Raw genomic sequence first — 13433 nt, 5'->3', positions numbered from 1 at the left:
GCTTACTTTGCCATAAAGTGATTTTACGGGCGAGTCACAGTTAGTGACATGGATCAACAAAAAGGCCCCGGAGTTCTGCACTCCGGGGCCTCGGGGCCTTATTCACATCGTGGGGCTTACTCGCTGGGGCGGGCGACGAGAGAACGGGTCTCTTCCCGGGCCTCGGTCAGGGCCACGCGAACCGGATCGCCGTGCCCTGAAATCGGCGCTCCGAGCGTTACCGGCTTATTCACTGGGGCGGGCGACGAGAGAACGGGTCTCTTCCCGGGCCTCGGTGAGGGCCACGCGAACCGGGTCGCCGTGCCCTGAAATCGGCGCTCCGAGCGTTACCGGCTTATTCACTGGGGCGGGCGACGAGAGAACGGGTCTCTTCCCGGGCCTCGGTCAGGGCCACGCGAACCGGATCGCCGAGCTTGTAACGCTCTTCCCCTTCGACCTGGATGCGCCCCTCCTTGTCGTCGATGGCCACCTTGTCGCGGTCGCTGTGGATCAGCGGTGCCGGCACGAAGGCGGTGGCGCCGTTGGCGACCAGGCGTACCCGCATGCCGCCGCGGTTGATGGCGATCACCTCGGCGTCGAAGGCTTCCTGGGCCTTGGCGGCGGGGGTCAGGTAGCGCACATAGAGCCAGTCCTTGACGTCGCGCTCGGCCATGCGATTGAGGCGGCGGCGCTCGGTGAGCTGCTCGGTGAGCGCGAGGCTGGCCTCGGCGGGGGCCTGCTCGCCCTTGAGGACCCGCTTGATCAGGCGGTGGTTGACCATATCGCCATACTTGCGGATCGGCGAGGTCCAGGTGGCGTAGGCGGGCAGTCCCAGGCCGAAGTGGGGGCCGGGCCGGGCAGACATGCTGGTAAAGCCCTGGAAACGCCGCAGGCGGGCATCCAGCCAGGCGTCGTCGCGGCCTTCCAGCTCACGCTTGAGTTCCTTGTAGCGGGACAGCTCGGTGAGGGCCTCGCGTTCCACCTGGATCGCCTGGCTGGCCAGGAACTCCTGGGCGGCCTCGGCTTTCTCGTCCTCGAAGGCGCGGTGCACGTTGAAGATGCCATGACCCACCTGCTCGGCCAGCAGGTCGGCGCAGCAGGCGTTGGCGGCGATCATCGACTCCTCGATCATGCGATTGGCGATGCGCCGCTCCTCGGTACGGATCGCCAGCACATTGCCGGCCTCGTCCAGGTCGAAGACATAGTCGGGACGATCCTTGAACACCAGGGCGTGCTCGGCGCGCCAGGCGCTGCGCGCCTCGGTCAGGTCGTGCAGGGCCTTGAGCTGCTCGCCGATGGCGTCCTCCGGGGCCCAGTCGCCCTGACCCTCCAGCCAGTCGGAGACCCGATCATAGGCCAGCTTGGCGTGGGAGGTGGCCGTCGCGGCGAAGAAGCGGTAGTCGCCGAAGCTGCCGTCGGCATGGACGGTCAGGGTGCAGGCCAGCACCGGCCGCTCCTGGCCTTCCCACAGGGAGCAGAGGTCATCGGCCAGTTGCTCGGGTAGCATGGTGACGTTCTGGCCCGGCAGGTAGACGGTGAAGGCGCGGGTGCGGGCCTCGAGATCCGCCGCATGGCCCTCTTCCACATAGGCGGTGGGGTCGGCGATGGCCACGGTCAGGTCCCAGCCACCGTCCTCCCGGACACGGATGCGCAGGGCGTCGTCCATGTCCCGGGTCTTCTCGCCGTCGATGGTGAAGAAGGGCTCGGCGGTGAGATCCTCGCGTTCGAGGCCCTCGTCGCGCAGCGGCCAGTCGCTGCCGGCGTCGGGGCACTCCTGCTCCAGGGCATGGCGGGCCAGGGTCACCCGCCAGGGCACCGCCGGGTTGTCGGCCTTGGCCACCAGCTCGTCGATCTGGGTAAAGAAGGCGCGATCGTCGGGCTTCAAGGGGTGGCGCACCAGGCGCGCGACGACCCAGTCGCCGTCGCCGATGCTCTCCTCGTCGAGGCTGCGCTTGATGCGCGCCTTGAGGACATTCTTGATGGACGGGTGGTCCGGCACGACCGCCAGGCGCCCCTCGCGCTTCTGCACCCGGGCGACGAAGCGCGTCAGGCCGATCTCGATCAGGGTGTCCGGTTCCACCGACTTCTTCTCGCCCTCCTCGTGGAGGATGGCTTCCACCCGGTCGCCATGCAGCACCTGCTTCATGGCGGGGGGCGGCACGAAGTAGGAGTCGCCGTCGTCGGTCTCCAGGAAGCCGAAGCCCTTGTCGGTGGCTTTGATCACGCCCTCCACGCGGGGCGTACTGGAGCGGATCTGTTGCTTGAGCTGAGCAAGCATGGCGTTGTTCTGCAGCATCGGACACTTTCAGGTGGCGGGGTGAGAGGCTGCCACTATACGGATTCCCACGCGTGGCGCCAATCGCGCGCCTCCTGAAGTTCGCTTTGGCCCCGATTTCTCAAGAACCTGCGCGCCCTCGCCAGCAAGCCCCTAGTCCCGCGAAGCCCCTGATCTTCTATCGGCGGAGGCCCCTATTCCACCAAGGTCGTAGTGAAGTGGTATTTGATTGGTATCAATGTGGGTCTATAGTGGTATTAGATTGGTATGGCTAATACCCCCAGGCAGGGAGAGACCCATGGATCCACGCTTCACGCAGCTGCGCCTCGACCCCCAGGGCGCGACCCCCCTCTACCAGCAGCTGGCCCGCCAACTGGAGCAGGCCATCGAGACCGGCTCCTGGCAGGCCGGCGAGGCACTGCCCTCGGAGCGCAACCTGGCCGAGAGCCTGGAGGTCTCGCGGATCACCGCCCGCAAGGCCCTGGATCGCCTGGCCGAGATGGGGCTGATCCGCCGCAGCCGCGGTTCCGGCACCTTTATTACCCCACGCCTCAATCAATCCCTGTCGCGGCTCTCCAGTTTTACCGAGCTGCTCACCCAGCGCGGCTTCACCCCCAGCTCCCACTGGCTGGAGCGCGGCCTGGCCAACCCCAGCGTGGAGGAGGGCATGCGCCTGGGCCTGGGCGCCGATGCCCGGGTGGCGCGCCTCAAGCGCCTGCGCCTGGCCGATGAGGTGGTGATGGCGGTGGAGGAGAGCTGCCTGCCGGCCGCGGTGCTGCCCGACCCTCAAGCGGTAGAGACCTCCCTCTACGCGGTGCTGGAGGCCGGCGGCAAGCGGGTGGCCCGGGCCCTGCAGCATGTCACCGCTATCAATGCCGACGCCGAGCTGGCCGCACTCGCCGAGGTGCCGGAGGGCCAGGCCCTGCTCAAGGTGACGCGCCTGGGCTATCTCGCCGACGGCACCCCGGCGGAGCTTACCGTCACTTACTGCCGCACCGACTACTACGACTTTATGGTCGAGCTGACCCGCTAGGAGGCCCCATGCTGTACGGCAATATCCTCACCCCCGAGGGCTGGCGCCTGGGGGAGATCCACTGGGACGGGGGGCGTATCACGCGCCTGACCGGCGAGCCGGTGGATCCCGACACCAACGACCACCCGCGGCTCTTGCCCGGCTTCGTCGACCTGCACGTGCATGGCGGCGGCGGCGCCGACACCATGGAGGGGGGCGCGGCCCTGGCCACCCTGGCGCGCACCCATGTGCGCTTCGGCACCACCCGCTTGCTGGCCACCACCATGACCGCCCCGGACGCCGAGATTCGCCGGGTGCTTGGCGAGATCGCTGCCTATATGGCCGACCCCGATCCCCGGGCCGCCGGGGTGCTGGGGGTGCATCTGGAGGGGCCCTATATCAACCCCGGCAAGCTCGGTGCCCAGCCGGCCCATGCCCGCAGCGGCCCGATCGGGGAGGTGGACGAGCTCTGCGCCCTGGCGCCGATCCGCCTGGTCACCCTGGCCCCGGAGCTGGCCGGCCACCACGCGTTGATTCGCCACCTCAGCGAGCGCGGCGTGCGGGTCCAGTTGGGCCACACCCTGGGCAGCTACGAGGAGGGGGTCGAGGCCCTGGCCCACGGCGCCTGCGGCTTCACCCACCTGTTCAATGCCATGACCGGCCTGCACCACCGCAAGCCGGGCATGGTCGGCGCGGCCCTGGCCCATGCCCAGTACGCCGAGCTGATCCCCGACCTGCTGCACGTGCACCCCGGGGCCATCCGCACCGCCCTGCGCTGCATCCCCAACCTCTATGCGGTCACCGACTCCACCGCCGCCGCCGGCATGCCCGACGGCGATTACCGGCTGGGCGAGCAGACCGTCACCAAGTGCCTGGGCGGCGTGCGCCTGGCCGACGGCACCCTGGCCGGCAGCACCCTGACCATGGATCAGGCGCTGCGCAACTTCGTCGGCCTGGGCCTCTCCCTGGCCGAGGCCTCGGATCGCCTGTCGCGTTTCCCCGCCGACTTCCTCGGCCAGGACGAGATCGGCCGCCTGCAGGAGGGCGCCCTGGCCGACCTGGTGGTCCTCGATCCCCGACTCCAACTCCAAGCGGTCTTCGTCGAGGGCCGCCCTGTCTCTGGCAACGTCCAAGGAGCCTCCTCATGTCCCTGATGCTCGAAGAAGCCCGTAACGCCCCGGAGCGCATCCGCGGCCAGCTGCAACGCAACCAGGCCCTGCTCGCCGACCTGGGCGAGCGCCTGCGCCTCGCCGAGCCCGCCGCGGCGGTCACCGTGGCCCGGGGCAGTTCCGATCACGCCGCCGGCTACTTCGCCTACCAGTGCATGAAGCGCCGCGGCATCCCGGTGGCGTCCTTGCCGCCCTCGCTGACCACCCTGGCCAAGGCTCCCTGGCGCCTTAGCGGCCAGTTGGCCCTGGCGGTTTCCCAGTCGGGGCAGAGTCCCGACCTGGTGGCCACCCAGCAGGCCCTGGCCGCCGCCGGCGCCCGCACCCTGGCCCTGGTCAATACTCCCCAGTCGCCCCTGGGCGCGGCCAGCGACACCGAGATTCCCCTCTATGCGGGGGAGGAGAAGAGCGTGGCCGCCACCAAGAGCTACCTGGCCACGCTTTCCGCCATGGCCCAGCTGATCGGCCACTGGCAGGAGGATCGCGGCCTGCTCGGCGCCCTGGACGGCCTGCCCGAGCGCCTGACCCGGGCCCTGGCGATGGACTGGTCACCCGCCATCGAGGCCCTGACGGGCGCCGACAAGCTGATGGTGATCGGCCGCGGCGCCGGCCTCGCCGTGGCCCAGGAGGCGGCGCTCAAGTTCAAGGAGACCTGCGCCATCCAGGCCGAGCCCTTCAGCGGCGCCGAGGTGCGACACGGCCCCATGGCGCTGATCGGTCCCGACTACCCGGTGCTGGTGTTCGCCCCGCCGGGGCCGGAGCAGGCCGGCCTGCTGGAGCTGGCCGAGTGGCTCGAGGGCGTCGGCGCCCGGGTGCTGCTGGCCGCCGACGAGGGCGTGGCGAAGCGCCAACTGACCCTGGTGGATGCCGGCCACGAGGCCCTGCAGCCGCTGTCGGTGATCCAGAGCTTCTACGTCATGGTGGCCGGCCTGGCGGCGGCCCGGGGCAGTGATCCGGACCGCCCCCGGCATCTCAACAAGGTCACCTGCACCCTGTAAGGAAACACTGCATAAATGCCTACGCGGGCGAATCACGGCGTTGCGCGGTGCTCGAAATCCTCACCTATACCCCATAGGCTCCGGTTTCTGTGCTCCGTGCGCCTTGTGCTTCATCCCGTTCGCCGATTTATTCAGCGTTTCCGTAACGCCTAACAATAATATCGGGAGTCTTCCCATGTCCGATTCCAGTCAATCCCTGACCCTGCTGGCCCCCGTGGCGGGGCTGGTGGTGCCTCTCGCCGCGGTGCCCGACCCGGTCTTCGCCGGCCTGGCCCTGGGCGAGGGCATCGCCCTCGACCCCCTCGGCGAGTGCCTGCATGCCCCCTGCGACGGTGAGGTGGTGCAGTGCGCCCGCACCCACCACGCCCTGACCCTGAGAACCGACGCCGGGGTGGAGCTGCTGCTCCACCTGGGCCTGGATACCGTGGAACTGCAGGGGCAGGGTATCGAACCCCTGGTGGCCGTGGGCGACCGGGTGCGCGCCGGCGATCCCCTGTGCCGCTTCGATGCCGACGCTCTGGCCCGGGGCGCCAGCGCCCTGATCACCCCCCTGGTGATCACCGAGGCCGCCGGTTGGCGACTGCGGACGCCGAGCCTCGCGGCCGGCGCCCGGGTCGCCCTGGGCGAGCCGCTGCTGGTGCTGGAGGCGGCGGTGGCGGAAAGCCGTGAGACGGTGGCCGATGGACCCGAGGCCGAAGGGCGCCTTGACTCAGCCGAGCGGCGCCTGACCCTGGCCCTGGCGGCGGGCCTGCATGCCCGCCCCGCGGCGCGGTTGCGGGCCATCGCCCGGGAGCATGGCGTTAGCCTGACACTAGATCACGAGGGCGCCGATAGCCCCAGCGCCAGCGCCAGCGCCAGCGCCGAGAGTGTTAGCGCCCTGATGAACCTGGGGCTCACTCAGGGCAGCGTCCTGCGCCTGACCGCCCGGGGCGACAACGCCTCGGCGGCCCTGGACGCCGCCGAGGCGCTGCTGACCACCCCCGAGGCCGAGGCGTATCCCGCCCCCACGCCTCAAGCGACACCGAACGAGGCGCTGGGCGAGGCATTAGGGGAGGGCGAGCTGGCCGGCCTGGTGGCCAGCCCCGGCCTGGCCCTGGGGCCGCTGGTGCATTATCGGCCGCCGCTGCCCGCCGTGCCCCATGACGGCGAGGGCGAGGCCGTGGAGACGCCGCGCCTGAGCGAGGCCCTGGCCCGGGTCGGCGAGGCCCTGGCCCGGGACGAAGCCGAGGCGACCCGCAGCGGGCAGACCGCCGAGGCGGAGATCTTCGCCGCCCATGGCGCCTGGCTGGCGGACCCGGACCTGGCGGCGGCGGCGGGCGAGCGCATCCGTGGTGGACGCGGCGCCGGCCAGGCCTGGCGGGAGGCCCTGGACGCCGAGGCCGAGCGCCTCACCGCCACCGGCAATGCCCTGCTGGCCGCCCGGGTCGCCGACCTGCGCGACCTGCAGCGGCGGGTGATGGCGGAGCTCAGCGACGCGGCGGAGCCTGCCCTGCCCGAATTCCCCGAGGGGGCCCTGCTGGTGGCCGAGGAGCTGACCCCCTCAGAGCTGGTGGCCGTGGCCGCCCGCCGCCCCGCCGGGCTCTGCCTGGCCGGCGGCGGCACCACCTCCCATGTGGCGATCCTGGCCCGGGCCCGGGGCCTTCCCTGCCTGGTGGCCATGGGGCCGGCCCTGCTGACGGCGGTCGACGCGGCCCCGGGCGCAGACGCCATCCTGGATGCCGAGTGCGGTCGCCTGGCGGTGGCACCGAGCGAGGCCCGGGTCGCCGAGGTCAGCGCGCGGATCGAGGCCCGCCGGCATGAGGCCGAGGCGGCCCGGGCGGCGGCCTTCGAGCCCGCCATCACCCGGGACGGTCGCGAGGTGGAGGTGTGCGCCAATATCGGCGGCGCCGAGGAGGCGCGCCTGGCCGCGGAGGCCGGCGCCGATGGCGTGGGCCTGCTGCGCAGCGAATTCCTCTTCCTGGAGCGCGACAGCGCCCCCGACGAGGCCACCCAGCGCGGCGAATACCAGGCCGCCCTGGCGGCCCTGGGCGGCAAGCCGGTGATCATCCGCACCCTGGATATCGGCGCCGACAAGCAGCTGCCCTACCTACGCCTGCCGGCGGCGCCCAACCCGGCGCTGGGCGTGCGCGGCGCTCGCCTCTGGGCCAGCCACCCCGAGCTGCTGGAGACCCAGCTCAGGGCCCTGCTCGGCGTCACGCCCCTGGAGACGCTGCATATCATGCTGCCCATGGTCAGCGAGGCCGGCGAGCTGCGCCAGGTGCGCGAGCGCCTGGAGGCCATCGCCTCCGAGCTGGGTCTCACCGCGCGGCCGCGCCTGGGCGCCATGATCGAGGTGCCCAGCGCCGCCCTGTGTGCCGCCAGCCTCGCCGCCGAGGCGGACTTCCTCTCCATCGGCACCAACGACCTGACCCAGTACACCCTGGCCATGGATCGCGAGGATCCGGCCCTGACCGCCCGGGCCGACGTGCTGCACCCGGCGGTGCTGCGGCTGATCCAGGCCACGGTGGCCGGCGCCAAGGGACGCTGCCCGGTGGGGGTGTGCGGCGCCGCCGCCGGCGACGACCTGGCCGCGCCGCTGCTGGTGGCGCTGGGCGTCGACGAACTCTCCGTGGAGCCGGCCCGGGTGCCGGCGGTAAAGGCCGCCCTGCGGCGCCTGGACGCCGCCGCCCTGGCCGCCGAGCTGCCCGAGCTGCTGGCCCTGGACGATGCTAGCGCGGTGCGCGAGCGCCTCACCGCCTGGCTGGCCCGGACCGACGACACCACCACAACAACGACAACGACCCTCGAGAGGTGCTGAGATGTCTACCACGACCCTGGGATCCCGCCTGATGGGCGGGCTACAGCGGCTCGGCCGCTCCCTGATGCTGCCCATCGCGGTGCTGCCCATCGCCGGCCTGCTGCTGCGCCTGGGCCAGCCCGACCTGCTGGATATCGCCTTTATCGCCAGTGCCGGCGAGGCGATCTTCGCCAACCTGGCGTTGATCTTCGCCATCGGCCTGGCGGTGGGCTTCGCCAATGACAACAACGGCGCCGCCGGCCTGGCCGGGGTGATCGGTTACCTGGTGCTGGACGCCGTGCTTACCGCCCTCAACCCCGAGATCGACATGGGGGTGCTGGCGGGCATCATCATCGGCAGCGTGGCGGGCCTGCTCTATAACCGCTACCACGCGATCCAGCTGCCGGAATACCTGGCCTTCTTCGGCGGGCGGCGCTTCGTGCCCATCGCCACGGGCCTGGCCGCCGTGGCCCTGGGGGTGTTCTTCGGCCTGGTCTGGCCGCCGGTGCAGCATGGCATCGATGCCCTCGGCCAGTGGCTGATCGAGGCCGGCGAGCTGGGCCTGTTCGTCTACGGCACCCTCAATCGCCTGCTGATCGTCACCGGCCTGCACCATGTGCTCAACAGCCTGGTGTGGTTCGTCTTCGGCAGCTTCGAGGCGGCCTCCGGGGTGGTGGCCAGCGGTGACCTCAACCGCTTCTTCGCCGGCGACCCCGAGGCGGGGCGTTTCATGGCGGGCTTCTTCCCGGTGATGATGTTCGGCCTGCCGGCGGCGGCGCTGGCCATGTACCATGCCGCGCCCAAGGGGCGGCGTGCCCAGGTGGGCGGGCTGCTGCTGTCGCTGGCGCTGACCGCCTTCCTCACCGGGGTCACCGAGCCCATCGAGTTCACCTTTATGTTCCTGGCGCCTCTGCTCTATGGCCTGCATGCGGTGCTGACCGGCGTCTCCATGGCGCTGTTGCACTGGCTCGACGTCAAGCTGGGCTTCACCTTCTCCGCCGGGGCCTTCGACTTCGCCCTCTCCTACGGGCTCTCCACCAATGGCTGGCTGATGCTGCCGGTGGGCCTGGCCTACTTCGCCCTCTACTACACGGTGTTCCGCTGGGCCATCCTGCGCTTCGACCTGCCCACCCCGGGCCGCGAGCCGGAAACCGCGGCGCCCGTCGCATCCCATGCCGCCGGCGAGCGCGGCCCGGCCTTCGTCGCCGCTCTGGGCGGGGCGGGTAACCTCACCAGCGTCGGCGCCTGCACCACCCGGCTGCGCCTGGTGCTGGAGCACCCCGAGGCCATCGATGAGGCGGCCCTCAAGGGGCTGGGCTCCCGGGGCATCCTGCGCCTGCAGGGCGGCGGCCTCCAGGTGATCCTCGGTCCCATCGCGGATGGCGTCGCCGACGAAATCCGCCAGGCGCTCAAGCAGGCTGGGGTGCCAGGTGAGGGACCCATCGCCGCCTCTTCCCCGGACCCTGTCGCCGATGAAATTCGCGCCGCCATGGCCGCCCAGGGCACGGCGCCCGTGGCCGCCTCCGAAGCGACGCCGGCGCCCGAGGCCGGGGAAGCACCCCAGCCCCACGCTATCCCGGCCATCGATGCCCAGGCGCGTCAGGCCTGGCACCGGGCCCTGGGCGGCGAGGCCAATCTGCGCAGCGCCACGGCGGTGGCCGCCACCCGGCTGCGCCTGGAGCTGGCCGATGCCCAGGCCCTGGACGAGGCGGCCCTGGCCGGCCTCGGCGCCCAGGCGGTCCAGCGCCTGGAGCAGGGCGTGATCCATGTACTGCTGGGCGAACGGGCCGCCGCCGTGGCCCGGGGACTGGGCGACGCCTGAGTCGGCTTGCCCCCAGCGCCGCCAAGGCTATCGCCGAGGGGCGCTGGGGGCAGGGGGGAGCGGGGGTTTTTTGCCAGGGATGGCAAAAGTAGCGCCCAGGGATGGGTTTACAGCGCCCCGCGACGGCCTGCCCCCAGGGTAGCCCCGGGTCACCGAGCGAAAAGTGTGCCAATTGCGATAGCCCATCCAGCCCCGTTGCGACTAGGAGTCCCCGGGGTGAATCGGTTAAGCTGAGACGCCCTGTCCCCGGGAGCGCCCCATGACCCCACGCCTGATCGTCTCCGACCTGGATGGCACCCTGCTGGGCGCCGACCATGACCTGGCGCCGCGCACCGTCGCCGTGCTGCGGGCCCTGGCCGAGCGGGGCCACCACCTGGCCTTCGCCTCCGGGCGCCACTATCGGGACATGCTGGCCTATCGGGAACGCCTCGGGGTGCCGGTGCACCTGATCAGCACCAATGGCGCCTATCTCCACGACCCGGCGGGACGCCTGCTGGCGGCCCGTCACCTGGACGCGGCCCGGGCCCGGGCGCTGATCGCCCTGGAGCGCCCCGCCGAGGTGCGCCTCAACCTCTACCGGGACGATGACTGGCTGATCGACGCCGAAGCGCCGCGGCTGCTGGCGCTGCATGCCGCCACCGGCTTCGGCTATCGGGTGGTGGCGCCTGACGCCCTGGACGGCGAACGCGTCGGCAAGGTGCTCTATATCGGCGACCCGGATCATCTGGCGCGCCTCGAGGCCCAGGCCCTGGCGCACCATGGGCAGGCCCTGCATATCACCTATTCCACCGCCAATGCCCTGGAGATCATGGCCGGCGGGGTCAACAAGGGCACCGCCCTGACGGCCCTGCTCGAGCGCCTGGGACTGGCCCCCGAGGCCTGCCTGGCCTTCGGCGACAACCTCAATGACACCGAGATGCTCCGGCTTGCCGGCGAGGCCCAGGTGATGGCCAATGCCCACCCGGAGCTGGCCGGCCGGGTGCCCGAGGCGCGGCGCATCGGCCACCATGGCGAGGCGGCGGTGGCCGAGTGGCTCAGCGAGCGCTTCGCCCTCTGAGCCTGCGACCTTGGTCGCGGTCGCCTTGTCGCCGCCCTGGCCCTGTCCCATGATCGATAACCCACCACCCCTCAGCGCGGGATGCCCGCCATGACGACGACGCCTGCCACCCTGATCGTGGTCGATGACGACCCCGAGATCCGCGAGCTGCTGGCCGACTACCTGGGCCGCCACGGCTACCGGGCCCTGACCGCCGAGGACGGCGAGGCCCTGCGCGCCCTGCTGGCCCGGGAGACCCCGGACCTGCTGATCGTCGACCTGATGCTGCCCGGCGACGACGGCTTCACCCTCTGTCGCGAGCTGCGCCGCGACAGCGAGGTGCCGATCATCATGCTCACCGCCAGCGCCGACGAGACCGATCGCATCCTCGGCCTGGAGCTGGGCGCCGACGACTACCTGGGCAAGCCCTTCAATCCCCGCGAGCTGCTGGCCCGCATCAAGGCGGTGCTGCGCCGCACGCGGGGCGTCGCCACGCCGCCCAGCGCGGCCCAGGCGCGGCTGGTGGCCTTCGGCGACTGGCGCCTGGACCGGGTGAGCCGGGAGCTGATCGATGCCGAGGAGGCGCGCACCACCCTCTCCGGGGCCGACTTCCAGCTGCTGCAGGTGTTCCTCGATCACCCGGAGGAGGTGCTCTCCCGGGAGGCGCTCTTCGAGCTGACCCGGGGGCGGCCGGCGCCGCCCCTGGATCGCTCCATCGATGTGCATGTGTGCCGGTTGCGCCAGCGCCTGGGCGAGGACGCCCAGCACTCGCAACTGATCCGCACCGTGCGCGGCGCCGGCTATGTGCTGGCCACCCGGGTCGAGGTGCTCGCCTAGGATGGCGGAGGTCGTCGGTCCCTGGCGTCGCCTGCGGCGCACCCTGGCGCGCGGACTGCCGCGCTCGCTGCGCGGTCGCTTCGTGCTGATCATGATCAGCGGGGTGCTCAGCGCCCAGTTGGCCAGCTACGCGATCTGGACCGCCCAGGCCCGCGCCAGCCAGCTCGAGCAGCTCGACGAGCTCTCCCGCAACGTGGCCTACAGCGTCGCCTCCACGGTGCGCTTCTTCCGCTCCCTGCCCCGTGACTACCGGCATATCGTGCTGGACCAACTGCGCGACATGGGCGGGACCCGCTTCTTCGTCAGCATCAACGACCATCGTATCCCGGTGGAGGAGATCGGCCGGGGCCCTGAGCAGGCCCTGGTGGTGGGCAACTTCCGGCGAGTGCTGGGGGAGGAGCTGGGCATCAGCGATGCCCGGGTGGAGTTCTCCCGCCCCGAGACCCTGCGCCTGCTCAACAACCAGGTGCTGCTGCACGACCTGCCGCCCCGCTGGGGCCAGCACAGCCTGCTGATGGAGCCCCTGTCGCCGCCGATCCTGGTGGTGCAGATGGCCCTGGAGCCGGGGGAGTGGCTCTATGTGGCGACCCTGCTGCCGGTACCGGAGCTCTTCGCCGGGCGCCACTGGCTGGCCGGGGATCGCCTCTTCGCGGTGCTGATCGTGCTGTTCACCGTGGTGGGGCTCTCCTGGCTGGGTATCCGCGGCGTGACCCGGCCCCTGGCGCGGCTGGCCCGGGCCGCCCGCCAGCTGGGCGATGACCTGGACGCGCCACCCCTGCCGGAGCGGGGGCCCCGGGAGACCCGCGAGACCACCCAGGCCTTCAACCGCATGCAGCGGCGCATCCGCGCCCAGGTGGAGGAGCGCGAGCGGCTCTTCTCGGCGATCTCCCACGACCTCAAGACCCCCATCACCCGGATGCGCCTGCGCGCCGAGATGCTCGACGACCCCCACCAGCGGGAGCGTTTCTGCGCCTCCCTGGACGAGCTGGACCTGCTGGTCAAGGGGGCGCTCGCCTCGGTGAAGGGGCTCGACCTCCACGAGGAGGTGGTGGCGGTGGACGTGGTCGCGCTGCTGGAGAGCCTCGCCGCCGAGCTGCGCCTGCAGGGGGGCGAGGTGCACCTGGACGGGGAGGCGGCGCCGCTGGCGGCCAAGCCCCTGGCCCTGAAGCGCGGCCTGGGCAACCTGCTGGAGAACGCCATCTTCTACGGTGGCCGGGTCGAGGTGAGCCTGGCGGACGGCCCCGAGGCGCTGGTGATCACCCTGCGCGATCACGGCCCGGGGATTCCCGAGGCGCAGCTCGAGCGGGTCTTCGAGCCTTTCGTGCGCCTGGAGCCCTCGCGCAGCCGACATACCGGCGGCAGCGGCCTGGGGCTGGGTATCGCCCGGCATATCGTCCGCGCCCTGGGCGGTGAGTTCGAGCTCTCCAACCATCCCCAGGGGGGGCTGGTGGTGCGGCTGCGCCTGCCCCGCCGGTAGTCCGCCCGGCGGTCGTTTTATTACAAGGGGGTAATAAAGCCGCAAGACTTTGCAG

Annotated in this window: 9 protein-coding genes; 8 read left to right on the top strand and 1 reads right to left on the bottom strand. The window is 71.3% G+C overall.

Going from position 1 to position 13433, the window contains the following annotated elements:
• Positions 1-334 precede the first annotated feature (334 nt).
• On the bottom strand, positions 335-2275 hold the full coding sequence (locus ACQ1W9_RS13775) for an exoribonuclease II (RefSeq protein ID WP_431023879.1): 1941 nt from the start codon (positions 2273-2275) through the stop codon (positions 335-337).
• Positions 2276-2552: 277 nt separating this feature from the next.
• Here ACQ1W9_RS13775 and ACQ1W9_RS13770 point away from each other — a divergent pair, with 277 nt between their 5' ends.
• The 8 genes from ACQ1W9_RS13770 to ACQ1W9_RS13735 all read left to right on the top strand — a co-directional run bounded on the left by ACQ1W9_RS13770 (position 2553) and on the right by ACQ1W9_RS13735 (position 13378).
• Entirely contained in the window at positions 2553-3287 is a 735-nt protein-coding gene (locus tag ACQ1W9_RS13770; protein WP_431023878.1) for a GntR family transcriptional regulator, read from the top strand.
• Positions 3288-3295: 8 nt separating this feature from the next.
• The gene (gene nagA / locus ACQ1W9_RS13765) at positions 3296-4420 is read left to right on the top strand and encodes an N-acetylglucosamine-6-phosphate deacetylase (protein WP_431023877.1); all 1125 of its coding nucleotides are present in this window, start codon (positions 3296-3298) and stop codon (positions 4418-4420) included.
• Complete coding sequence (locus ACQ1W9_RS13760) at positions 4411-5430, top strand: SIS domain-containing protein (RefSeq protein ID WP_431023876.1); 1020 nt, start codon at positions 4411-4413, stop codon at positions 5428-5430. Before nagA ends, ACQ1W9_RS13760 begins: the two co-directional genes overlap by 10 nt.
• Before the next feature lie 175 nt (positions 5431-5605).
• A complete protein-coding gene (gene ptsP / locus ACQ1W9_RS13755) occupies positions 5606-8227 on the top strand; it encodes a phosphoenolpyruvate--protein phosphotransferase (RefSeq protein WP_431023875.1) in 2622 nt (873 codons plus the stop codon).
• 1 nt (position 8228) lies between these two features.
• Positions 8229-10028: an N-acetylglucosamine-specific PTS transporter subunit IIBC gene (gene nagE, locus ACQ1W9_RS13750; protein ID WP_431023874.1), complete on the top strand. Its 1800-nt coding sequence runs from the start codon at positions 8229-8231 to the stop codon at positions 10026-10028.
• Positions 10029-10287: 259 nt separating this feature from the next.
• On the top strand, positions 10288-11085 hold the full coding sequence (locus tag ACQ1W9_RS13745; RefSeq protein WP_346062037.1) for a Cof-type HAD-IIB family hydrolase: 798 nt from the start codon (positions 10288-10290) through the stop codon (positions 11083-11085).
• Between the two features lie 90 nt (positions 11086-11175).
• Entirely contained in the window at positions 11176-11901 is a 726-nt protein-coding gene (locus tag ACQ1W9_RS13740; RefSeq protein ID WP_431023873.1) for a response regulator, read from the top strand.
• A 1-nt stretch (position 11902) separates the two neighbouring features.
• Positions 11903-13378 carry an ATP-binding protein gene (locus ACQ1W9_RS13735; RefSeq protein ID WP_431023872.1) on the top strand — a complete coding sequence of 492 codons (1476 nt, stop codon included), beginning with the start codon at positions 11903-11905 and terminating at the stop codon, positions 13376-13378.
• The last annotated feature ends 55 nt before the right edge of the window (positions 13379-13433 follow it).

The organism is Halomonas sp. H5 (assembly GCF_050613175.1).
Taxonomy (GTDB): domain Bacteria; phylum Pseudomonadota; class Gammaproteobacteria; order Pseudomonadales; family Halomonadaceae; genus Bisbaumannia; species Bisbaumannia salifodinae.
The sequence above is the reverse complement of the archived record's forward strand: the minus strand, read 5'-3'. Positions and strand labels throughout refer to the sequence as shown.

What these genes read in the sequence shown, in the direction of transcription:
- ACQ1W9_RS13775 (WP_431023879.1), bottom strand. Translation starts at nt 2,275, where the DNA reads ATGCTGCAGAACAACGCCATGCTTGCTCAGCTCAAGCAACAGATCCGC.
- ACQ1W9_RS13770 (WP_431023878.1), top strand. Translation starts at nt 2,553, where the DNA reads ATGGATCCACGCTTCACGCAGCTGCGCCTCGACCCCCAGGGCGCGACC.
- nagA (WP_431023877.1), top strand. Translation starts at nt 3,296, where the DNA reads ATGCTGTACGGCAATATCCTCACCCCCGAGGGCTGGCGCCTGGGGGAG.
- ACQ1W9_RS13760 (WP_431023876.1), top strand. Translation starts at nt 4,411, where the DNA reads ATGTCCCTGATGCTCGAAGAAGCCCGTAACGCCCCGGAGCGCATCCGC.
- ptsP (WP_431023875.1), top strand. Translation starts at nt 5,606, where the DNA reads ATGTCCGATTCCAGTCAATCCCTGACCCTGCTGGCCCCCGTGGCGGGG.
- nagE (WP_431023874.1), top strand. Translation starts at nt 8,229, where the DNA reads ATGTCTACCACGACCCTGGGATCCCGCCTGATGGGCGGGCTACAGCGG.
- ACQ1W9_RS13745 (WP_346062037.1), top strand. Translation starts at nt 10,288, where the DNA reads ATGACCCCACGCCTGATCGTCTCCGACCTGGATGGCACCCTGCTGGGC.
- ACQ1W9_RS13740 (WP_431023873.1), top strand. Translation starts at nt 11,176, where the DNA reads ATGACGACGACGCCTGCCACCCTGATCGTGGTCGATGACGACCCCGAG.
- ACQ1W9_RS13735 (WP_431023872.1), top strand. Translation starts at nt 11,903, where the DNA reads ATGGCGGAGGTCGTCGGTCCCTGGCGTCGCCTGCGGCGCACCCTGGCG.